The organism is Lysinibacillus sp. FJAT-14745, from assembly GCF_001275675.1.
GTDB lineage: Bacteria > Bacillota > Bacilli > Bacillales_A > Planococcaceae > Lysinibacillus.
The window spans coordinates 263,350-285,169 of record NZ_LITM01000006.1 but is presented as its reverse complement, the minus strand read 5'-3'; the positions used below and the strand labels follow the sequence as shown (position 1 = coordinate 285,169).

General features: G+C 37.5%; 26 protein-coding genes and 1 pseudogene. 4 read left to right on the top strand and 23 right to left on the bottom strand.

Features of this window, described 5'->3' with window-relative positions:
- Positions 1-25 precede the first annotated feature (25 nt).
- The 9 genes from AMS59_RS11395 to AMS59_RS11370 all read right to left on the bottom strand — a co-directional run bounded on the left by AMS59_RS11395 (position 26) and on the right by AMS59_RS11370 (position 4,275).
- Positions 26-454: an NUDIX domain-containing protein gene (locus tag AMS59_RS11395; RefSeq protein ID WP_053483868.1), complete on the bottom strand. Its 429-nt coding sequence runs from the start codon at positions 452-454 to the stop codon at positions 26-28.
- Positions 455-926: 472 nt separating this feature from the next.
- Positions 927-1,151 carry a hypothetical protein gene (locus AMS59_RS11390; RefSeq protein ID WP_234007744.1) on the bottom strand — a complete coding sequence of 75 codons (225 nt, stop codon included), beginning with the start codon at positions 1,149-1,151 and terminating at the stop codon, positions 927-929.
- A 118-nt stretch (positions 1,152-1,269) separates the two neighbouring features.
- Positions 1,270-1,602: a hypothetical protein gene (locus AMS59_RS11385; protein WP_053483867.1), complete on the bottom strand. Its 333-nt coding sequence runs from the start codon at positions 1,600-1,602 to the stop codon at positions 1,270-1,272.
- Between the two features lie 113 nt (positions 1,603-1,715).
- A complete protein-coding gene (locus AMS59_RS11380; RefSeq protein ID WP_053483866.1) occupies positions 1,716-1,937 on the bottom strand; it encodes a hypothetical protein in 222 nt (73 codons plus the stop codon).
- A 65-nt stretch (positions 1,938-2,002) separates the two neighbouring features.
- Positions 2,003-2,131, bottom strand: a complete 129-nt coding sequence (locus AMS59_RS26670; protein WP_255350009.1) for a hypothetical protein — start codon at positions 2,129-2,131, stop codon at positions 2,003-2,005.
- A 576-nt stretch (positions 2,132-2,707) separates the two neighbouring features.
- Positions 2,708-2,860 (bottom strand): YpzG family protein, encoded by a 153-nt coding sequence (locus AMS59_RS24195; RefSeq protein WP_082172689.1) that lies wholly within the window; start codon positions 2,858-2,860, stop codon positions 2,708-2,710.
- 69 nt (positions 2,861-2,929) lie between these two features.
- A complete protein-coding gene (locus AMS59_RS11375) occupies positions 2,930-3,724 on the bottom strand; it encodes a nucleotidyltransferase domain-containing protein (RefSeq protein WP_053483865.1) in 795 nt (264 codons plus the stop codon).
- Between the two features lie 78 nt (positions 3,725-3,802).
- Entirely contained in the window at positions 3,803-3,958 is a 156-nt protein-coding gene (locus AMS59_RS25145) for a hypothetical protein (RefSeq protein WP_156304626.1), read from the bottom strand.
- A 5-nt stretch (positions 3,959-3,963) separates the two neighbouring features.
- Positions 3,964-4,275: an ATP-binding cassette domain-containing protein gene (locus tag AMS59_RS11370; RefSeq protein WP_053483864.1), complete on the bottom strand. Its 312-nt coding sequence runs from the start codon at positions 4,273-4,275 to the stop codon at positions 3,964-3,966.
- A 318-nt stretch (positions 4,276-4,593) separates the two neighbouring features.
- Here AMS59_RS11370 and AMS59_RS11365 point away from each other — a divergent pair, with 318 nt between their 5' ends.
- Positions 4,594-5,181 (top strand): hypothetical protein, encoded by a 588-nt coding sequence (locus AMS59_RS11365; protein ID WP_053483863.1) that lies wholly within the window; start codon positions 4,594-4,596, stop codon positions 5,179-5,181.
- Positions 5,182-5,461: 280 nt separating this feature from the next.
- On the opposite strand, the gene AMS59_RS11360 is transcribed toward AMS59_RS11365, so the two are convergent.
- The 14 genes and pseudogenes from AMS59_RS11360 to AMS59_RS11300 form a co-directional block, all read right to left on the bottom strand.
- On the bottom strand, positions 5,462-6,565 hold the full coding sequence (locus AMS59_RS11360) for a C45 family peptidase (protein WP_053483862.1): 1,104 nt from the start codon (positions 6,563-6,565) through the stop codon (positions 5,462-5,464).
- 87 nt (positions 6,566-6,652) lie between these two features.
- The gene (locus AMS59_RS11355) at positions 6,653-7,501 is read right to left on the bottom strand and encodes a MerR family transcriptional regulator (protein ID WP_053483861.1); all 849 of its coding nucleotides are present in this window, start codon (positions 7,499-7,501) and stop codon (positions 6,653-6,655) included.
- 226 nt (positions 7,502-7,727) lie between these two features.
- Positions 7,728-8,000 carry a hypothetical protein gene (locus AMS59_RS11350; RefSeq protein ID WP_053483860.1) on the bottom strand — a complete coding sequence of 91 codons (273 nt, stop codon included), beginning with the start codon at positions 7,998-8,000 and terminating at the stop codon, positions 7,728-7,730.
- 58 nt (positions 8,001-8,058) lie between these two features.
- Positions 8,059-8,415: a hypothetical protein gene (locus AMS59_RS25140; RefSeq protein ID WP_156304625.1), complete on the bottom strand. Its 357-nt coding sequence runs from the start codon at positions 8,413-8,415 to the stop codon at positions 8,059-8,061.
- Positions 8,416-8,435: 20 nt separating this feature from the next.
- Entirely contained in the window at positions 8,436-9,728 is a 1,293-nt protein-coding gene (locus AMS59_RS11345) for an alpha/beta hydrolase (protein WP_082337469.1), read from the bottom strand.
- A gap of 13 nt (positions 9,729-9,741) precedes the next feature.
- A complete protein-coding gene (locus AMS59_RS11340) occupies positions 9,742-10,821 on the bottom strand; it encodes a DUF1648 domain-containing protein (RefSeq protein ID WP_053483859.1) in 1,080 nt (359 codons plus the stop codon).
- A 7-nt stretch (positions 10,822-10,828) separates the two neighbouring features.
- Positions 10,829-11,206: a GntR family transcriptional regulator gene (locus AMS59_RS11335; RefSeq protein WP_053483858.1), complete on the bottom strand. Its 378-nt coding sequence runs from the start codon at positions 11,204-11,206 to the stop codon at positions 10,829-10,831.
- A 731-nt stretch (positions 11,207-11,937) separates the two neighbouring features.
- Complete coding sequence (locus AMS59_RS11330) at positions 11,938-13,014, bottom strand: RNA-guided endonuclease TnpB family protein (RefSeq protein ID WP_053483857.1); 1,077 nt, start codon at positions 13,012-13,014, stop codon at positions 11,938-11,940.
- Positions 13,015-13,154: 140 nt separating this feature from the next.
- Positions 13,155-13,304: pseudogene (locus tag AMS59_RS25820) on the bottom strand (transposase); the annotation flags it as partial.
- Between the two features lie 84 nt (positions 13,305-13,388).
- Positions 13,389-13,658 carry a carboxymuconolactone decarboxylase family protein gene (locus tag AMS59_RS11325; protein WP_234007743.1) on the bottom strand — a complete coding sequence of 90 codons (270 nt, stop codon included), beginning with the start codon at positions 13,656-13,658 and terminating at the stop codon, positions 13,389-13,391.
- Positions 13,659-13,869: 211 nt separating this feature from the next.
- Positions 13,870-15,243: an argininosuccinate lyase gene (gene argH, locus AMS59_RS11320; protein ID WP_053483856.1), complete on the bottom strand. Its 1,374-nt coding sequence runs from the start codon at positions 15,241-15,243 to the stop codon at positions 13,870-13,872.
- An 83-nt stretch (positions 15,244-15,326) separates the two neighbouring features.
- A complete protein-coding gene (locus AMS59_RS11315) occupies positions 15,327-16,520 on the bottom strand; it encodes an argininosuccinate synthase (protein WP_053483855.1) in 1,194 nt (397 codons plus the stop codon).
- Between the two features lie 648 nt (positions 16,521-17,168).
- Positions 17,169-17,924, bottom strand: coding sequence for an SDR family oxidoreductase (locus tag AMS59_RS11305; protein ID WP_053483853.1), 756 nt, complete (start codon positions 17,922-17,924; stop codon positions 17,169-17,171).
- 8 nt (positions 17,925-17,932) lie between these two features.
- A complete protein-coding gene (locus AMS59_RS11300; RefSeq protein ID WP_053483852.1) occupies positions 17,933-18,880 on the bottom strand; it encodes an MBL fold metallo-hydrolase in 948 nt (315 codons plus the stop codon).
- 300 nt (positions 18,881-19,180) lie between these two features.
- Between AMS59_RS11300 and AMS59_RS25135 the strand changes: the two genes are divergently transcribed.
- The 3 genes from AMS59_RS25135 (at position 19,181) to namA (ending at position 21,687) form a co-directional block, all read left to right on the top strand.
- On the top strand, positions 19,181-19,351 hold the full coding sequence (locus tag AMS59_RS25135; RefSeq protein ID WP_156304624.1) for a hypothetical protein: 171 nt from the start codon (positions 19,181-19,183) through the stop codon (positions 19,349-19,351).
- Between the two features lie 473 nt (positions 19,352-19,824).
- Complete coding sequence (gene proC / locus AMS59_RS11295; RefSeq protein WP_053483851.1) at positions 19,825-20,631, top strand: pyrroline-5-carboxylate reductase; 807 nt, start codon at positions 19,825-19,827, stop codon at positions 20,629-20,631.
- A 45-nt stretch (positions 20,632-20,676) separates the two neighbouring features.
- On the top strand, positions 20,677-21,687 hold the full coding sequence (gene namA, locus AMS59_RS11290) for an NADPH dehydrogenase NamA (protein ID WP_053483850.1): 1,011 nt from the start codon (positions 20,677-20,679) through the stop codon (positions 21,685-21,687).
- Positions 21,688-21,820 lie beyond the last annotated feature (133 nt).

The following is a 21,820-nucleotide window of genomic DNA, read 5'->3' as shown; positions in this document are numbered from 1 at the left end:
TAAATGCAGTTTAAAAAGATAATAATCAATTTTTCACACGAGCCAATACTCGATACAAATAATCTCCATGTCCTTGTGCTAGTGTCACTTCATGCTCATCTGAGATCCAGTACAACGAAAACACAAAACCTGACTCGTTTACACCTGTAGGACAATGCTGCCATGTATCTCGTTTTTCCTTCGTAGTTAAATGATAAAAATAACGTTTTTGCAGAACCCCTGAATGATGATTAAAATAATCTTGGGCAATTAACCCCTTAACTGTTAAATCGAATAAACCTGTCTCTTCAAACATCTCTCGGGTCACAGCCTCTTGCGGTGTTTCCCCTTCTTCTACCGTGCCTTTAGGAATTTGAATCCCTGCTCCTTCTGTATTTTGTTCAAATACTAGCACTTGTAACTGACCCTCATGCTCCCTCGTAATATAGCCAAATGCCTTTTCAACAACTTGCATGAAGTCATCTCCCTTCGCGTGATATAATATTACAATAAATAGAAAAATTGGAATTGATGGTGAAAAAGTATTGATATCAATTATACGGCATATGCAAAAGAATGACATCATTTTTGTACAAGAAATTGCCAAAAAAGCTGGCTTGAGCTTACTCTCACTTCATTCTAGAGCTTCTGATATTTTTATCAGCGATGTTTGATGCTTTATCAGCGATTCCGGCTCTTTTATCAGCGATGTTCGAGGGTTTATCAGCGATGTTCGAGGCTTTATCAGCGATTCTGGCTCTTTTATCAGCGAAGTTCGAGGGTTTATCAGCGATTCCGGTACTTTTATCAGCGTTTGAGGTTCAAATATGTAATCTATGCAAGATTGATTTGCTCGGATTGGATGACTAATGCTGTTAACCCTGTATTACTCCCAGATTCATGTGCCTCTCCAGTTTGCCAAAGAACACCGTCCCCGGTCTTAATGATTACTTCTCTTTATCCTGACCACAAATCCATCCTTCGCCCTGAATAACAATAAATAACTGTGGGACGGGCGCCTCGTGCATTCCAACAACACCACCTGCCTCTATATACATAAAGCCAATATTCGTAGGTTCTACTGTTTTCATGATCTTCGTATAAAAGGCGTCTATCGATTGATAATTATTAATTTGATGGGCCAATTCTTGTGTGAAATTATATTTTTTCATGTCAGCATATTTCCCTTTCAAATTTTTACTATTATCCTATATAAGCAATTATGCCTCGGCATAATTGCTTCCTTCTTCGACAATCCCTATCTTTTAAAGACTTTAACCCCTTGTTTGCTTATATAATAAATTGATTACGTCCTTCTGATGTATAGAAATTAATTTCTTCTTGAATGTCTGAATTGTATTCGAGGGGTTCTATCGTCACTCTTGTACCTTTTTCATACTCACCATATTCTCTAATATATGACCGAATACTAGAGTCATCTTTAATATTTACAAACATTTCATAATCTAATTCACCTTCAAAATGCAATACACAATACACTACAAATTCGTTATCATAACAAATTTCACATAAACCTTCATCATATGGTTCACAATCTTCATCAGAATCAAAAGCAACATGCTGTCCACATGCTTCACACTCATATTCTACAACTAATGACATCTTGTATTCCTCCTCCGTGTTTATTACTTCCCTTTTATGTGTATTAAGAATTTTTTTCGATAACGGAAATTATGGATTTGTCTAGCGAAAAGTTTTTTAAGTAGAAGTAGTAGTTACTCCTTATGATTTTTCACTGTATTTTTGATTGTTTCTTGCCAGTCATTATAATTCTCTATTTTCTTTTGTACTAGATGTGATTGATTTGTATAAATGGATTTAACTAGTTGGTTATTGTCTTTGAATGCTTCAAGAAGTGCGTCTTGATCCTGTTTTTCAGTAGCTGCTAATATTTTATCTTTAAAGCTCTGACATTTTTCAGGGAAGGCTTCTTTCACAAGATCATCGATATGAATATAATCATCAGGTCCATGTACTAAAGGGCCCTTTTCGATCGCATAAACTACTTTGCCATCGTTGTCATGGCATCCATATAATCTTTTGCCTGTTGCCCTGTTAAATAGTTATCTGCAATATATTGTGCTTTTTCTAAACCAAGTGAAATCATAGCTTGACGTTGTTCTTCAGTCATATTGCCAACATCGTGTACTAAAAAGTTTTGAGAAATCGTAGAGTATGTAGCATCAAGTACTTGCTGACTCGCTCCATTTAAACTACTAACAAGCTTTTCATTTGTTTGAATATACGGAATAATTACAGCAAGAACATTATGTTCAATCTCCTCGCCAAATCGCGCCTGCTGTTCCTCACGAATAGCCTGTTGCTCCTACTTTCAACAAAAATTTAATTTCCAACCATCCTTGAAGATTGAAGCGATTTTTTGAGCTATCTCTTCTGGAACACCTTGCAATTGAATTTGATTATCGAATAACTTACGTGCTTCCGCTCCGATTGTTACAGCGTCTTGTTCTTTTTTACTGTTTGAGAATTTTCACCCTTAGTTTGAACATTCGTAGATTGAAGAAAATTTACCGGATTAGTATAGGACGTTATCTTCGTAATAAAAATGTCTCCCCCTTTATTAATATATCGGATAAATTACAAATAATCGAAGATAAAATAATAATTGGTCATTTTCACGATTCAGGAAAAATAGAAAAACCCAGAATATTTTCTGGGCTTGATGACACTTACTTTTCTAGCATGATTAAAACTGTCGAGCTTTTGCTTCACTTCTCAAGATACGGTTATGGAGGGTGATCTCCGTTTCCCCGTTTACTTGAGATTTTGAACGCTTAATCCTTGACCAGTTGCGGTGGATTTTTTGAGATTTCGGGTCTAATTGTTCAAACCTACTCATTTGCCATCCTCCTCATCAATATAGATTTCATAAGTGAAACCTTTTTTAGTATGACCTTGCAAGTAAAAATTATTCCGCTTTTCCCCACACTTCTTGCAATGTACTTCTAAATAATGCATCTAATTTTTGTGTAGGATCATCAACTTTAACATGAAGATTTTTACAGTATGTCTCAATATGCTTTATTTCTTTATCTAAATACTCATTAATACTTTCAATTCGCGGCTCCATATTTAGCTCTTCTCCAGCTATTTTTCTCTTTAACAATTGCTGAATGTCCGTTTTTAAAGAGCCTTCAAGAATTATTTCATTTAATAATTCTTGAAAATCAATTGGTGGTACCGTTTGGTTTTTTTCAATCCATTTACATGCCATAACCGGTCTTAGTACATAGAAATATTTTTTTATTTTAACTTCTGAATTTTGCAGATATTCTCGAAAGTTATTTTTAGCCATGTTTAAATAGTGATATAAGCTTGCATTTGGATAAAATACTTCTTTTTCTAATAATCGTACATTGTCAATAAATGAATATTGCTGATCATAAACAATATTGCTTCGTAACCATTCTAAAAGGGGTGGATTACTTTTGCGAAAAAGTCTTAATGCTTTTGTTATTTCCCAGCCGCTAATATCCAACAAATCATTAATAGGCATTTCAATAACATCTCTCTTAGCCCCAATTCCTTGTGGGTCAATAGCAAGATACCACTGTGGTTGATGAATATAAATGAAACGCACATCATAATCGCTATCCTTGGAAGGAAATCCCCAAGCTCTGCTACCCGATTCTACTGCATATAAAATTTTTATTTGATACTCTTTTTCAATTTCTTTTAATTTATTTTGTATAATTTCTTTCATTTAATACACCACTTTCTTTTGCAACAACATAAAGTGCTTTATCTGTCTTATTTATTAATTCGTAAAACGTTGAAATACCTAAAATTGACCATCTACCGCAAAACCGATACTTACTGTCACATTGATTTGTAGATTACCCCCATAAAAAGGATTACTACACCATCTTCGCTGACTTGTATGTGAACCACCACAGCTACACATCCATATATTACCACGAAATAGTTTCCATTTCATTAAAACTACTCAGCCTTATTGTTCGTCAATGTAGTAAAAAGAGCTACCACTTCACGAATTTTAAGATGCTGATAACTCTTAAAAAATTGGTACTGCAGCGCAACTTGCTCTTGTACATGTTGAGACGTCTCATTGAATACAATGGTACCTCCATCAGGTTTTACATCTCCAGCTATACATTTTGATAATGTAGATTTACCTGCTCCATTCTGACCTAATAATAAATAACAATAGCCCATTTTAAATGTGGTCGACACACCATCCAAAACGTTCACACCATTATATTTTTTCACAATATCGTTCACAATAAGCTCCAAAATAAACCCTCCCTTTTTATATGTTCACTGACTATACAAACGGGGATTGCAAAAGGTTCATTTTATTAAAAAATGAAATGAAAATATATGTTTCTATAAAATGATTTTTTATGTAAAATAAATAATTATTGGAAATAAAGTAAGGATAAAGGAAAATACCATAACGTATGGTTGATTTCCGTTCCGCTAGGCGCTTTCCCGTGGGCGTCCAGTCGAAACGAAGATCAACTTATAGACAGGGCATACGTTTTAACAAATGAAATAAAAAGATATAAATAAATGCTAGTATAAAAGAAATTATTAAAGGGAGTTACTGAAGTGAGCGATTTTGAAGAACTTAAGTATTTTTTAGGACCACATTTTGGTCCAGAGATAGACTGGGAGCTAATCGAATACGCTGTTATTGATCATCGACAATTAAGTAAAAAAGTACGATTCAAATTCAAAGAAGAGCTTCTTTATATGAAGCAACTGTTAGAACAAAATCAATATGATAAATTACAACAGATTATTGAGAAGCATGATTTAGAAGATACAAAACTTTACGATATAGAAAAAATACAAAGGTTTATTGATGAAGTTTTGCCTATTATTGAGAAATATGAGTATAAGAAAGGTATCCCTTATGTCCCGTTTAAAGCTCTAAACTATTTGTTTGATAAAATTATTATCCCTACTAAAACATTTTTATCTTTTGACTTTATTGCTATAGATATTAAAAGAGAAGGGGATACATTTATACATCATATCTTACAAGATTTACAGTATGTTGAAAAAGCCTTTAAGGAGAAAGATGAAGCAAAGATTCAAAAGGTACTACAACTTTCCAAAGAAAAAGGGGTTACTATTTTAGAATCACAATATCGAGATAAATTTATCCAAGTAGTAACGAACGAATTAAGTTAATAAACAAGTTAAAAAGAATTGACTACGAATAATAGCCACTAAATAGCTCGTTCACCCCCCATAATATATTCGATCCTTTAAGTATAACTTCAATTCATAGTGATTTTTCTACTTTTAATAAGTAACGATAATCGAGCTTCTGTGCTTTAGTAAATGTCAACACCGAGCATTAATGCGGAACGAATTAGGCGAATGCTATTTCTTTCTCTTCTCACTATCAGACACAGTATGATTGTTTGTATATACAAAAAGACCTTTCACGGAAAGGTCTTTTTGTTGTTTAAGATTTTATTATTTCCCAAAATTCTGTTCCATAGCTTTTATTATTAAAGTCAACAGATGTTTGTGTTTTCGCAAAGTTGTCACCAACGATTATTTTGTTTACCTGATTTTGTATTGGTGAGCCAAATGAAAATTCCAGTTGCAAATCAGTAAGATTAAACAAAATTGAATGTACTGTTCCGAAGCTTTCTTTGTAATTATGGACAGATAATCCTTTAGGGAACTCTGTTAAAAGAAGTTCTTGGATTTCGTCAATAGATCTTTTTCCACTTCCCTTAAATTTCGCCTCTAAAATATCGTATCTTAATTGAGAATGTTCGAGCTTGCCACGCTCCTTTTCTTGTATTGCTGAAAAAAGTCCGTGATTAGTTGCAATAAGATAATCTAGTTCTGCACGTTTAACTTCTTTTATTCCGTCATATGTTCCAATCAAAGCCGCGTCGCCATTTGCATCAGCAATAAGCAAATTCATATTCGTTCCTACTGGCATATTATTAACCATATAAATTGCTTCTTCGACATTTTTACAATTTTCTAATAGAGCTCTAACAATAACCATAAACTGTAACCCAGGTACTACTGGTGGTCTCATGCCAGGATATTTGCCAATGGGCATACCACACGATGCATAAGCAACACATAGCCCCTTCTCATTTAAGCCTTCACTTCGACCAAATGTGGAAACAGAAAATCCTGTATGAATATATTTCCCTTCGACGTCTGTTGTACATAAACGCATATCTGAAATGTCAGGTGATAGATCATAATTTCTTAAAACATATGTTTTACCATCCACCATTTTTCCAGGTAAAACAGCACCTAAACTACATCCCCCAGGAATTAACCACGCATTTTGATAAAAATTTAATTGTTCGGGCTCATAGCCAAAGCCTTCCGCAAAGCCTTCTAATTCTTTATTTAACCCTGGGCAATACTGCTCAATTTGTGCTTTCATTTCAAAATAAGCGTTGTCAGACGTGAAATTTTCCGTAAAGAATAGCGATTTCGCAAACGGTCTTTTTTGAAATTCTTGCGCTTGTTGTTGTCCAATCTCGTACGAACTACCTTTAAGAAATGCAAACTGTCCTGTATTTGTTTTCATCGATATACCCCATTCTATATATTACTAGCAAGACATTTCTTACCTTGCTAAATACAGAATAAAGTCTCCAGCTACTGGAGAGTTTAGCTAGTTTCTTACTTTCACAAACACTTTCGTTAAAAAATCATTTGGATGTAGCTCAATATTTGGTTTAATATTAATTGGATTTACGACCACAGTTGGGATTAACCCCTTTATGTATTGCTCCATAAACATCCCTTCTACCTGGAGGGATTGCTCAGTCAGCCATTCCTGCAAGCGACTATAGCCAAAATGTAGCTCTGAATACGGTCCCTTTACAGTTATACAAGCATACTTACCTTCTGGTATTGCTTTAATATTCTCCCCCTGTTGAGTTCCTTTTACTGGTAACAGCAGTTCAACATCTGCTATATTTTGGTTCCTGTCCGGTTGGTGGAAAATTGCAACAAGCTCCCCATCTATCTCAAATTGATACGCATATATTCGTTCAAATAATTTTTGTACTAGCTTATCCATTTCAATAATATGTATCTTTTCACGGATGGAGAGCACCTGCGTTTTTGGTCGCTCTTCTATGTAACAACTTGATAATATTGGTTTTGGATTAAATGTTTCAGTGTTCCTTATAGAATTTTTCACTTGGACAATATTTTGAATTTGTTCAGCGATTATTTCTTGTTGGCGCTCTAATTCCTGAACTTTTTTAGTTAATCTTGCCTCTAAATCTTGCCTATCATTTTTTCCGTTAATAACCTGTTCAATTTCTTTTAATGAAAAATGGCAATGTTTTAGAACCTGTATAGTATTCAGCTCATTCATTTTATCGTAATCATAATAACGATAGCCTGTCACTTGATCTATAAAGGATGGTTCGAGTAACCCAATATCGCTATAATAACGCAGGGTTTTTATAGGAACATTACACAAATTCGAAAACTTCCCTATGCTATACATAATAAAACCTTCTTTTCAAATTTTGTTGAATGCGATTAACCGTACTAATTCATTCATCTTGAATGAATTGAAATTAACCTCTCCTTGCTTAGTTATTGTACGATAAAGTCGTAGTAAGGTTGATTTGGGCGTCCGATGAACCGCTAAAAACCAAAAGAATATGCTCATCATTTTTGATTTGAGCATACTTCTTTTGGCTATATACTAATTTTGAGCATTTCCAATACTAAAATGGATGATTATACAGTTTCGCATGGGCATTACCTTGCTCCCGCGGGTATTCGCCCTGCTTCCGCGGGTATTTACCCTGCTTCCGCGGGTATTTACCCTGCTTCCGCGGGTATTTGCCTTGCTTCCGCGGGTATTTGCCTTGCTTCCGCGGGTATTTTCCCTGCTTCCTCGGGTATTTACCTTGCTTCCGCGGGTATTTACCTTGCTTCCGCGGGTATTTACCTTGCTTCTGCGGGTATTTACCTTGCTTCCGCGGGTATTTACCCATTTCGCGCGAGTTTACCCTGCTTCCTCGGGTATTCTCCCTGCTTCCGCGGGTATTTACCTTACTTCCGCGGGTATTTACCCATTTCGCGCGAGTTTACCCTGCTTTCGCGGATATTCGCCCTGCTTCCTCGGGTATTTACCTTGCTTCCGCGGGTATTCGCCCTGCTTCCTCGGGTATTTCCTTGCTTCCGCGGGTATTTACCTTGCTTCCGCGGGTATTTACCTTGCTTCCGCGGGTATTTACCTTGCTCCCGCGGGTATTTTCCCTGCTTCCGCGGGTATTTTCCCTGCTTCCGCGGGTATTTTCCCTGCTTCCGCGGGTATTTGCCTTGCTTCCGCGGGTATTTGCCTTGCTTCCGCGGGTATTTACCTTGCTTCCGCGGGTATTTCCCCTGCTTCCGCGGGTATTTACTCATTTCGTGAGGGAGCTTAGTCTCTACTTTTCATTCATTATAAACTGCTGAATGGCTGGCAGTAATTCTTTATGAAGTGGTAATGAAGGGTCTGAATATGTCGCGAAATTTTTCGCACGATCTGCTGGAGCATTTTTTAACACATGATTCATTCCGTCCATATATACAAGCTCGGCATCTGGTTTTGCTTTCTTTAACGCTTCCGCATCAGTCGCAACTACTTGTAAGTCAGTTGTACCTTGAAGAATTAAAACTCGGCTATTCACTTTTGCTAACTCACTTGCAGGGTTATATTTTAACCATGAAATCATATACGGTTGAATCGAAGAACGGAAGAGAGATTGTAACTCTGGCGAAACGTTCTTCACTAGCTCGCCTTTTTTCAAAGATGCAAGAGCATCTGTTGTTTCTTTTAGAAGGGCTGGTGTAAACTGAACTTTTAATTGCTCTAACAGAACTTCATCTATTGGTCTTCCAGTGCCTGCTATAGAAACAAAGGATTCTACTTTTGTTTTTTGTGCTGCTAGCAAACCGATCAGTGAGCCTTCGCTATGGCCAATAATATGAACACTTGAATATGCTTTATCGGCTAACAGGGTATTAATCACTTGAACAGCATCATCTACGTATTGGTCGATCGTTATATCCTCTTCCTTTGTTAAAAGGGATAGATTATCGCCTATTCCACGTTTATCATAGCGGACAGTTGCAATACCATCTTTCGCTAACCCCTCCGCAATCATTTTTAAGCTATTATTTTTACCAGCTATTGCTGAATTTCCATCCTTATCAGTTGGACCAGAGCCTGCTATAATAAGTGCAACTGGAGATGGCTCGTTGCTAGCCTTTTGAAGAGCCGCTGTTAACTCACCATTTTGAACGGGAATCTTTAACGTTTCATACGTAACTGGTTGTTTTGGTTGTTCTTTGAATGGTTTTAAGACAAGTGGGAATTTGCCACCATTTTGTTGAAACGTTGCTTCAATTTGCCCATCTTTTAATGTTCCGTTTATGACAATAGCCGAGCCATTTAAATTGATCGAAACACTCACTTGATCACCATCGTATTTAATGCTTTTAAATGGATAATTGGATAGGCCTTGTGCTGGTACTGATAATGTCCCACTATCTTTTTGCAAATCAACGATAATCGGCAGTGCTCCATTTGGGATTTCAATATTCCCTTCCCATTTTCCGATTAGTTGTTCATTCATTTTATTGTCCCCCTTCGTCTCTTTCCCTTTTGTGTTGTCTTCCTTCTGAGCGCAAGCTACTAATAATAAGAGTGCACAACATAACAACAATAGTTTTTTCATAAAATCTCTCCCTCTATATGAAAATGACTAACAAGATTGGCAAAAATATTACAAGTAAAATGATATAGCTCCATTTATTCGCTAAATTCACAGTCCAACCAACACCGTATTTCTTTTGTACTAATAGTGAAGGATCATTTTTATTGATGTAAACAATACCCCATTTCCAATATCGATCATCGGCTGCAGCTGTTTCGTTTGTATGTAAATCATCAAAGCGCTCATTACTTTTACTTAATTTCCAAATGAAGAGGATAAGTCCCCCTAAAGAGACGATCATAAAAACGATAAAAAGAGGGAAGAAGTAAGGAGCTGTTTGATTTTTTAAAATCACTGTCGTGTAATGTAAAACAACAAGAAGAATGGTCATACTATAATTAATCGCGGCTAAGTACCAGCTACCATATTTTCGCTGTGTAAGTTCTCTATTGGCTGAAGCCTCCTTCGCTTGTGCACTCAATTGTATTTTGGCACTTTTCATACCTATACTCATGATGAAAAAGCTAATTTGTGTCCCTAGTAAAATAAGCGGCAGTGCAATAACTGAAAGCCATGTTTTTTCTGTCCAGCCGTCGACCTCACCCGCTGCATTCCAATGGGTAGCAAATACATCAGGTATGGCATTGTAATTCATATAGGTAAAGGTAATTAAAGCTAAAGTGATAATAATTGGTAATGTGAAAAATGTAGGTGACAGTACTTCATCTCGATCTCGTATAGATAAATCCATCACATAAACAGTTTTCACATGCACTTCCCAATTTTCTTGTTTTTTTAGTTTTTTTGTTTTTATATGATAAAACATATAAAGTCCAGCTGATATAAGAAGCATGACATAAAGCAAGATAAAGGATAATAAAACAAATTGCTCTTCTTGAATGGACGTAAACAGTAGTATAATTTGGCCTAAAAGAAAGGCAACTGCTATGCTCCCTACCACCATGCTGTAATGCTTTTTAAATATTTGTAATTGCTGATGTTGCACATAGGGCTCCGGAATTGAAACACCAAATACTGTTGTTTTTCTAGACAAAAATGGTGTTAATGTTTCCAGTACGCCTCCAAAGATGAAGATGCTTATTATAAAAAGCATATTTCCCTTACTTCCATTGTTTTAAAATTCGATGAAACAAACTTGTCATCTGATCTTTTTCGAGGCCACGTGCAAATGCCTCTGCCATAATTGGCTTTAATGCATTTTCTACTTTTTCAACTTCCGTCTCTTTCAGTTCTTTTTTTTGACCACCGATAACGATCGCCTTTGCTTTCGGCTTTAATTCGATTAACCCTTTTTCTTCAAGTTCATGATAGCTCTTACTAACTGTGCTGACATTAATACCTAAATCCGATGCCATTGAACGTACTGAAGGTAAAGTGTCACCATTTTTTAGCTCTCCCTTAGCAATTAACTCAATTAACTGATTTGCTAACTGTTTATAGAGCTGTAATTCACTGCTTGGATCTAAATGAATATGCATCTTACCCCTCCTATCTGTATCGCTTATCACCAAACGGAAATCTGTCATACATAGAGTAATACAGTTTTTTAAAAAAGTCAAATTCTCTCTAAATCGGGGTCTTCTTCACCACAAATCAGCCTTTAGGGCAATTAATGCGCACCTAAAAAGGACCCAGAAAAAATCTGGATCCCAAGAACACTTATTTCTATTTGATTTGATCTGTATCGGTTTTTGCTTCTTCTTAAGCTACAGCAAAACAGAATATCCTCTGCCTCACCTTTTCCTTAAGATTTTAGAAGCTCACCCTATACAACTGTGGCGGACTTTCCTGAGATTCCTGGTCTTTGGGTGTTTGACTACTCATTCTACATCCTCCTAATCACATTAGATTAATAAGTGATTCCTCTGTTAATATGAACCGTTTCACAAGAGTTTATTCATGTGATAAGCGTTTTTAACAACAGTGGCTTCTTAAACTTCACCAAAATGCAGAGTTTTATTTTAAGCTTCTTCTTTAAAGACCTGTTGAGCTATGGTTTTGAGCTATGGTTAAAGTATTTTGCACACGTGGAAAACCTATATAAGGAACTAATTTTGAGACTCCCACGACTAAAGTCGCAAGCCCTATACCTTACTGTATGACGGGTGGGATTCTTGAATGACTACGCGTTCGCAGTCCATTTCTGTTTTGAACAGCCTTCAAGATGAGGGGATCTCATTACCCTTCCTAAGACAGTGCATATAGCATCTTAGGCTGATTGACTGTTACCATCAATCACAGGTGCATATCGAATATTCATTGCACCGACTAAATCACGATGTTTTTCGAATCCACATTTACACTTATATATTCTATCTTGTGCCTTATTCTTTTCGGAACATTTCGGGCATGTTTGACTTGTGTACGCAGGATTTACAAATTCAATTTTAATACCCACTAGGTTCGCTTTGTACGCAATGAATTGAGCAAGACGATAGAATGACCAGTTGTGCAGATTCTTTTCGTTTTTACGGCTTGTTCTTGCCGTCTGCCTGATGTTCGTTAGTTGTTCTAAGCGAATGACAGAAATATTATTTTCTTTAGCAAAATTAACAATCGCACGACTAACCTTATGGTCTTGGTTTTTCATGTATCGCTGTTCTTTATCATCAAGATTGCGAATAGCATTTAATTTCTTTAATTTGCCTAACTTCTTACGTTTGGATTTAAACTTACGTCTGACAGATTTATTTTGTATACCCTTTCCAAAGAAACGAGCACTTCCATCTTCTGTCACTGCAACAGCAGGGACTTTCAAACCCAAATCTACCCCCATTATCTGTGTACCTGTTTTTTCACTTGTAGGAATGGTTACAGCTATTTGTGCCATCCATTTATTCGCTTTTTTCGTGATACGAAGAGTACCTAATTTGTGTTTCAACAAATCAAAATTGCGGTTTTCTTTATCGACCAACAAAGCACGAATAGGTGTTTTAATTGCCTTACCATCCATCATGATAGGCATTGAAATGTGCGTGAAATCAAAAGAATAGTTTTGGTTATTCCAAATACACACTGGCTTCATTAACACAGGAACAACCTTGAATTTATTTTTCTTCACTTTCTTAAACACACTTTTAGCGTCTTTAATCGCTTGGTTTTTAACAGCACTTGGCAGGTCGGTAGAAATATCCTTGCTTGATTTCTTTGTACTTTTCTTTTCTGCAACCATTTCAGAAACAAGGGAATTGATTGTGTACACAAACGATTGACTCATATTCTGCAAAATAGAAGCCTGTTCTTTTGTTGGAAGCAGTTTGACTTTAACAGTTATTGTTTGCGACATTGTTCTTCACCTCATTCTCTAATTAATCTAGCTTTTTACTCTTCTATAATTGCTTATCTAATTATTGACCATGAACTGAGTTGCGCAATTTATTGAATTTTCAGTCTTTAAAAAATTACGCAAAACCACAATTGCTACATTTAACTTGCATAGTATTTCCCCCTTGTTTTTTGTTGTTCCACATAATGCTTGATGATTTCACTCGATACGTTTCCTGCGGTAGATACAAAATAGGAACGTGTTCATTGGCTTGGCAAATGTTGAAGATGAGGAAATTCCTCTCTCAACTTAAATGTATCAGCTTTATTTATAAATGCAACATACAAAAGTGCGGAATTTTCGGATACTTGAAGTACCACAAACCTTTCAGTTTTTTAGTAGCACTCCGTATCCGACCTCACTCTCATCCCACACCTGAAGGATTGGGCTTTCCTGTTCGGAAAATCTGTAATGACAACAAGTGCGCGACTTTTCGCATCTAGCCCTGGTCTTGAATAAACATCACCGTATGCAAATTCAATAATCATTTTGCGTAAATCTGGTGCTACATCAGCTAGTGCATCAGCCTCAATCATTCGTGCTGCTTCTTCCTTTGTGACATACTGTTTAATTGTTTCGTACCCCTTTATAAAACGCTCATTCATTGAAATTCCTCCCTTTGTTATTTCTTTACACAAAAACCCCAATTCCGCGTCTCCAGAATTGGGGATTGTCCTTCACCTATGTAAGGGGCTCTTTTTCGTTTCACCTTCTAGCTCTAACGAAAAAGGAAAATGGTTTTTCATAGTGCCTCACTGGACAGCTTTAATGAATATCTATGCAAAAGTCACAAGGACATGCACGCTAAATTAATTGTTAAACAAGACAAGCTTTTGCCTTGTCGATTTGGATGATTACTTGATCAAATCCTGTACCGCCTAATGAATGACGACGACGAACGGCAGCTTCAGGCGCTAATACATCGTAAATATCCGCTTCGATAAGCTCACTTTCTTTTTTCATGTCTTCAAGCGGTAAGTCTAATAAGTAGATGCCCTTTTGAATACATGTGAATACAAGTTTTCCTGTCACTTCATGTGCTTCACGGAAAGGCATACCTTTTGTTGCTAGATAATCTGCAAGCTCCGTAGCATTGGAGAAGTCAGAGTGTACTGCCTGGTGCAAACGCTCTGTATTGACAGTCATCGTGCGAATCATACCTTCAAAGATTTTTAATGAACCAAGAATTGTATGGACTGTATCGAACATACCTTCTTTATCTTCCTGCATATCTTTGTTGTATGTTAACGGTGTTCCTTTAAGAACTGTTAATAAGCCCATTAAGTTCCCGTAAACACGTCCTGTTTTTCCACGGATTAACTCCGCCATATCAGGATTTTTCTTTTGTGGCATAATAGAAGAACCTGTTGAGAAAGCATCATCTAGTTCGATAAATTTGAATTCATCTGTCGACCACAAAATAATTTCCTCTGCAAAACGAGATAAATGCGCCATTAATAAAGATGAATTGCTTAAAAACTCAACGATAAAATCACGGTCACTCACTGCATCCATAGAATTTGCATAAACCTCGCTAAAGCTTAGAAGCTCCGCGGATTTTAAGCGGTCGATTGGAAAAGTTGTCCCCGCCATGGCACCTGCACCTAAAGGCAAAATATCGATACGTTTAAGTGACTCCGTAAAGCGTTGTTTATCACGCTCTAACATCCAGAAATAAGCCATTAAGTGATGCGCAAATGAAATTGGTTGTGCACGTTGCAAATGTGTATAACCTGGTGCAATTGTTTCCACATGCTCCTCAGCTTTTTCTAGCAATGTCTTTTGGAATATCTCAACTAAATCTATTGCTTCCTTCACACGTTTTTTCAAGAAAATATGCATATCTGTTGCTACTTGGTCATTTCGGCTACGGCCTGTGTGAAGCTTACCACCTACAGGACCAATCAAATCAATGAGCATTTTTTCCAGATTTAAGTGAATATCTTCATTAGCAACTGTAAATTCAAGCTCCCCTGCGATTGCTTTTTCTTGTAATTGTGCAAGTCCGCCAAGTATTGCCTCTACGTCAGCTACTGGTAAAATTCCTGTTGCACCAAGCATCGTAACATGTGCTACACTACCTTCAAGGTCTTCTAGAACAAGCTGTTGGTCAAAGCCAATCGATGCGCCGAACTCGTCCACCCATGCTTCTGCTGATTTTTGGAAACGTCCGCCCCAAAGTTTTGTCATAACAGCTCACCTTTTCCTTAAATTCTTTTTGAAAAAGGTGCAGTACAGCGTTTAATGCTACACTACACCCTGCTGTCAAAAGATTAATTTTTATTTACTGAAGAGTTAACCACTGTTGGCAGACCCCATAATTCGATGAAGCCTACTGCTGAAGCATGGTTGAATTGGTCTTCTTTAGAATATGTTGCTAGCTTTTCATTATAAAGTGAATTTGGAGATTTACGTCCTTCCACAATTGCATGACCTTTGTAAAGCTTCACGCGCACAGTACCGTTCACAAATTTTTGTGATTCAGCAAGGAATGACTCCAGTGCTACACGTAATGGAGAGAACCATAAACCATCATAAATTAATTCAGATAATTTTTTCTCAATGACTGGCTTGAAGTGTGCTAACTCTTTTACAAGCGTTAAGTCTTCTAGCTCTTTATGTGCTGTTAATAGCACTTTTGCACCTGGAATTTCATAAACTTCACGAGATTTAATACCAACTAATCGGTTTTCTACGTGATCGATACGACCAACACCGTGTGCTCCAGCTACTGCATTTAGCTCTTGGATTAAATCAGCAAGCTTCATTTCTTTACCGTTTAAAGATACTGGCTTACCAGCAACAAATTCAATTTCTACGTATTCCGCTTCATCTGGAGCATTTTCCACAGAAACTGTTAAACCGTATGCTTCTTCAGGTGGAGATACCCATGGATCTTCCATTATACCCGCTTCATTTGCACGGCCCCATAGGTTTTGGTCGATTGAGAATGGTGAATCTAACGTTGCAGGAATCGGTACATTATGTTTCATAGCATATTCGATTTCCTCATCACGGCTCCAGCCCCACTCACGTACAGGTGCTAATACTTCTAAGTCCGGATTTAGCGCTTTGATGGAAACTTCGAAACGAACTTGGTCATTACCTTTACCTGTGCAACCATGAGCTACTGCGTCAGCACCTACTTGATTCGCAATTTCCACTAATTTTTTAGAAATTAATGGACGAGAAAGTGCCGATACTAGTGGGTATTTTTGTTCGTACCAAGTATGAGCTTGTAATGAAATTAATGCATATCCTTCAGCGAATTCATCCTTCGCATCTACCATATATGATTCAATTGCTCCTACTTGAAGAGCTTTATTTTTTACAAATTCAAGATCCTTACCTTCACCAACATCAAGACAAACTGCAATAACGTCCCAACCTTGTTCTTTTAACCACGGAATTGCTACAGAAGTATCAAGACCTCCTGAATATGCTAGTACTACTTTTTTATTCGCCATAAAAATGCGCCTCCAATTAATCTACAAGATATGTATGTTTATACATCCACTTAAAAGTTTATACACGAATAGTATCATGTTATAAAAATAAGCGCAAGTGTATTTTTATAAATTTATAGACTTTTATGTTTATTGTAAAAAGTGAGTCATTACAATACTTTAAGCCATTGTAGCAACTATGAATATTTTCACTCGGAAAAACGAATTTTTACTCGCTACATGAATATATATAATATAAATTTCAGGAAAGTAAACATGTTACTTACGAAAAAAAAAAAGAAAAATAATACTATAAAATCAATGTGTATCAATAAACAAAGGTTGATTGGCACTAGGGAATCGAAAACACTACAGTTCCACCCCCTTTACAAAAGGCAGTTGTGGGAAACTACCGATTATATTCCCATTCAGCTTTATACAAAGAAAATAGCATTCGTCTACAATCTGAGAATTCAATATGCGAAACAGCTTTGTTTATTCTCAAATTATAAAACTACGAAAATATGTCATTTTCCTTTAAGCTGTAGTCGTTTATTTTTCTAGCGATCGTTTTTTGACTTTCACTGATAACTGCTTAGTAGTACTGTATTACATAAAAAAACTGTAAACACACTCAATTTTTACTTAAGTACGTTTACAGTTTAATGACTATTTTTTATTGAAAAATGATTTGCCTAAAAATTCTACAGTTGCAGGTGCCATTGCATACAGCTTGCTTGTTAACCCCATGACCCTTGGTAAATTAACCTCTCGAACTGGGCGTTCAATTGTTTTTACTGTAGCTTGTGCAACTTCTTCAGCTGTTAATAAAAATCTTCCTAAAGACTCGCGATAGCCACTTTCATCACTCGCCTTATCTAAAAATGGTGTATCGATTGGACCTGGATGTATCGCAGTGACTTTAACATTATACGGAGCCAGTTCCATGCGAAGCCCATTCGTAAAGCCAACAATCGCATGCTTTGTAGCAGCATAAACACTAGCCTTAGGTGTGGCTACCTTTCCTGCCTGTGAACCGATGAAGATTAACTGACCTTGCTGACGTTGTATCATAGGTGTTGCTAGACGTTTTGCTAAATACATCGGTACACTGACATTTAGCTCTACCATTTGTCTAATAGCTTCATCTGATAAGTCAGGTGCAATGCCAAACTTACCTACCCCGGCAGATAGAATAGCTACATCAAGAGGCGGTAGTTGTGCACATACTTCATCGATTGTAGATAAATTAGTTAAATCTGCTTGGATCACGTTTGCACCTACGCGTTCTAATACTTTCAATGCCACCGCATTGCGTCCTGTTGCATAAACTGTATGACCTTGTGCTACTAATAATTCTGTAATTTTCAATCCTACACCACTCGTTGCACCTGTCACGAAGATAGTCTTTTTATTCATGTTCATATTTAAACCTACTTCCTTTGAAATAAATAGATACCTTCTTCCGTTTTTGTAGATGTAATGAAATTGTTGGCCTCTAAGTAATCTAAATAACCGAGCGTTTTGGACAACGTCAGACCAAGCTGGCGTTGAAAAATTGCTGGGTAAAAGCGCTTCGTTACTTGTACAGTAGTTAATGATTCGTCCCCAAATAATTCACAGACCTTCAAAGATTGCTGATGCTGGCGTTCTAGTCGTTTATCAATTAAATCATGAATATTCTCTAGCTCAGCACCATGTCCTGTATACATCTTTTTTACGGGTAATCGACGTAAAATTTCTAGCGATTCATTATATTGTAGTAACGATTTAGTACGTCCTAAAGTACGGTCTAGTGGTGGCTCAATTAATGGGTTGGGTGTAATTTTTTCAAGCAATAAATCTCCACCTATTACTTGATGAGTTTTTTCATCCCAGTAGATTAAATGGCTTTGTGCGTGTCCTAATGTTTCAATAGCCTTTAATCCAGGATGTCCTGGCACTTCATCCCCATCGTTAAGAATTTGTGTTAATGGTCGTTCACCTACAAGCTCTATTTCACGGCGGACATGGACACTTGGCTGGATATATTGTTGAGGAACACCGTGCTCAAATAAGCGCTCACTGTAAAACTGCACATGGTAACGTAAAAAATCCTCGTCATGACGAAGCCATTTATCATTATAGGCATGCCCTAAAATTTCTGCGTTTGGAAAGGCATCCACCCAGCCTGCATGATCTGGATGATGATGGGTTAACACAACCTGTTCAATATCTCGCATGTCAAAGCCCGCTGCTCGAATACCCCATTTAAGCGCATCATAGGCTTCCATTGTTTTTGGACCAACATCAAAAATGGTCAATGCATCGCCTTTGACAACAAATGCATTCACATCTCCTACGTCATAGGGTGTTGGTATTTCTATTTTGTATATAGACAAAAGCTGTTTCCCCCTTCTTGCAACTTATGTAACTAGTGAATACCGATTCATTCTATTTTACAAGTTTTTCTTCTTTTCGTCACCCTCCTGTTGACAGTTTGAAGTATTATTAATATAATTTTGAATAATCTAATTATTTTGTGCGTTGATGAAGCCAAGTACGTAATTGGTGAAGGTGTCTTAGAGAGTGTTACATTTGCTGAAAGTAACATCACCCGCTCCCATTACCGAACCTACTTCTGAGCAGTTATGAAAACATAACCGTTTCCCTTGCGATAAAAGGGCTATGAGTTGTGCCAATTGGCAAACAAAGGTGGTACCGCGGAAACAACAGCGTTTTCGTCCTTCTTTATAAGGACGAGAGCGCTTTTTTTATCTGCATTCAGCAAATGTTTTGGTGGCGAAAGCGTAGCGACAGCAAAGCGTCAGCTACATATGTTTTTTGTAGCGAAAGCAAAGCGTCAGCTATAGAAGACTTCCACCTTTAAAGATGGTGAGATGGACGCAGTTGTGGTTCCTTTTCAGAGGTGTCCAAACACTTAATGAAATAGAGGAACTCAGTCTAAGAACGCCACGTCCTGTGGCAATTTATCTGTGCGAAAGCGTAGCGGCAGCAACACGGTTTTATCTGTGCGAAAGCGCAGCGACAGCAACATGGTTTTATCTGTGCGAAAGCGTAGCGACAGCAACAACACACTACTGAGTGACCAACATCGTGTTGGCCCGAAGCCTCTGGCGGATGTCACGGATTTTCAAAGGAATGAATTGTGCTAGCACAATTAAAATCCGGACGCATTGTTTATCTGTGCGAAAGCGGAGCGACAGCAACACGGTTTTATCTGTGCGAAAGCGGAGCGACAGCAACAAATGTTTTCTGTAGCGAAAGCGAAGCATCAGCTACAATTACGCCAAGGCGAAATTGATATTGAACTGGAGGTTTTATCATGAAAAAAATACTATTTATTGGCGCAGGCTCTATGGCAGAGGCATTGATTCAAGGCTGGATTAAAGAAAAAGTATTTACAGCACAAGAAATTTACGTCACCAATCGCTCAGACAAGGAACGCTTACAATTTTTACACGACACTTATGATGTAAATGGCAATTTTGATGATGCTATTTATCAGCAGGCTGATTTAATCATTTTAGCGGTGAAGCCTAAAGATGCCGTTGCAGCGATGCGTGAGCTTAAGCCTAAAATTACAGAGCAATCAGCCGTTCTTTCTATTTTAGCTGGTATTGCTATTTCTACTATTACAGAACATCTAGGTGCTCGTCCAGTCGCCCGAGTTATGCCTAACACTTCTGCCACTATTGGGATGTCTGCAAGTGGGATTGCCTTTAATGACAAAGTGACAGCAGAACAACGCTCCATTTTCTTACAGCTTTTAGAGGCAGTTGGTTCTGTTATTGAGGTAGATGAGGATCAACTACATGCTGTAACGGCTCTTTCGGGGAGTGGGCCAGCTTATATTTATTATTTAATGGAGGCATTTGAACGGGTTGGTGCAAAGGTCGGTCTCTCGAAGGATACAGTACGACTATTAATGACGCAAACACTAGCCGGTACTGCAGAAATGCTGAAGCAATCCGTCGATGAGCCTGATGTCTTACGCCGTAAAGTCACAAGTCCTGGTGGTACAACAGAAGCTGGAATTAAGGCTCTTGAACAATATCAATTTAATGAAGCCATTGAAGCATGTATTAAAGAAGCTGAAGCTCGATCTCGTTCACTTGCAAATAGTAAATAATGGGTGCAAAATAGGGTATATCACTAGGGATTAGGGGGCTTTAAATTGGCTAAATTATTCGAACCTTATCAATTACAAAATATCTCTTTAAAAAATCGTGTTGTGATGGCACCGATGTGTATGTACTCGGCACAGGATGATGGGCTTGTCACACCTTTCCACCAAGTACATTATGCAACGCGGGCTGCTGGTCAAGTTGGTTTAATTATTGTCGAAGCTACTGGTGTTGTACCAGAGGGTCGTATTTCTAGTAACGATCTTGGCATTTGGGATGACGCTCATATCGAAGGTTTAAGTCAATTAGTTCAAGGAATGAAGGCATACGGAGCAAAAACCGGCATACAGCTTGCACACGCAGGACGTAAAGCAACTGTAGATGGCGAAATATTCGCACCATCAGCTATTGCATTTAGCGATGTTTATAAAACACCAACTGAGATGACATTAGAGGACATTGAATATGTTGTAGAGGCATTTAAACAAGCAGCTGTCCGGGCATCTAAGGCAGGATTTGATGTTCTTGAAATCCATGGAGCACATGGCTATTTAATTAGTGAATTTTTATCACCAGCAACGAATAAACGCAATGACCAGTATGGTGGCTCTCAAGAAAATCGTTATCGATTATTACGTCAAGTCATCGATGCTATTCGCAGTGTTTGGGATGGTCCTTTACTTGTGCGTGTTTCCGCTGAAGACTATGCAGAAGATGGTACAACAATGGATGACTTTATCGTCTTCAGTCGCTGGATGAAATCACAGAGTGTCGATTTAGTGGATGTTTCTACAGGTGGTGTCGTGCAAGCACGTATTAATGTTTTTCCAGGCTACCAAGTAACTCATGCTGAAGAGATTAAGCATGGTGCTGATATTCCAACTGGAGCGGTCGGCCTTATTACGACAGCCATTCAAGCAGAGGAAATTTTACAAAACAATCGCGCTGACTTAATTTTCCTAGCACGTGTTCTTCTACGCGAGCCATATTGGCCACTTCATGCTGCTAAGGAATTGGGAGAAGAAGTTACACCTCCAGTGCAATACGTACGTGGCTGGTAAAATAACGGTATAGTGGCTATTCATCATAATATAAAAACAGCTTGTTGGTTTATGCTAAGTAAGCGTCAAATAGCGCCCACGTGTTTTTCCGTGGGCGCTTTGTTGTATGCTTTAATTAGTTTTCTTTGGAACG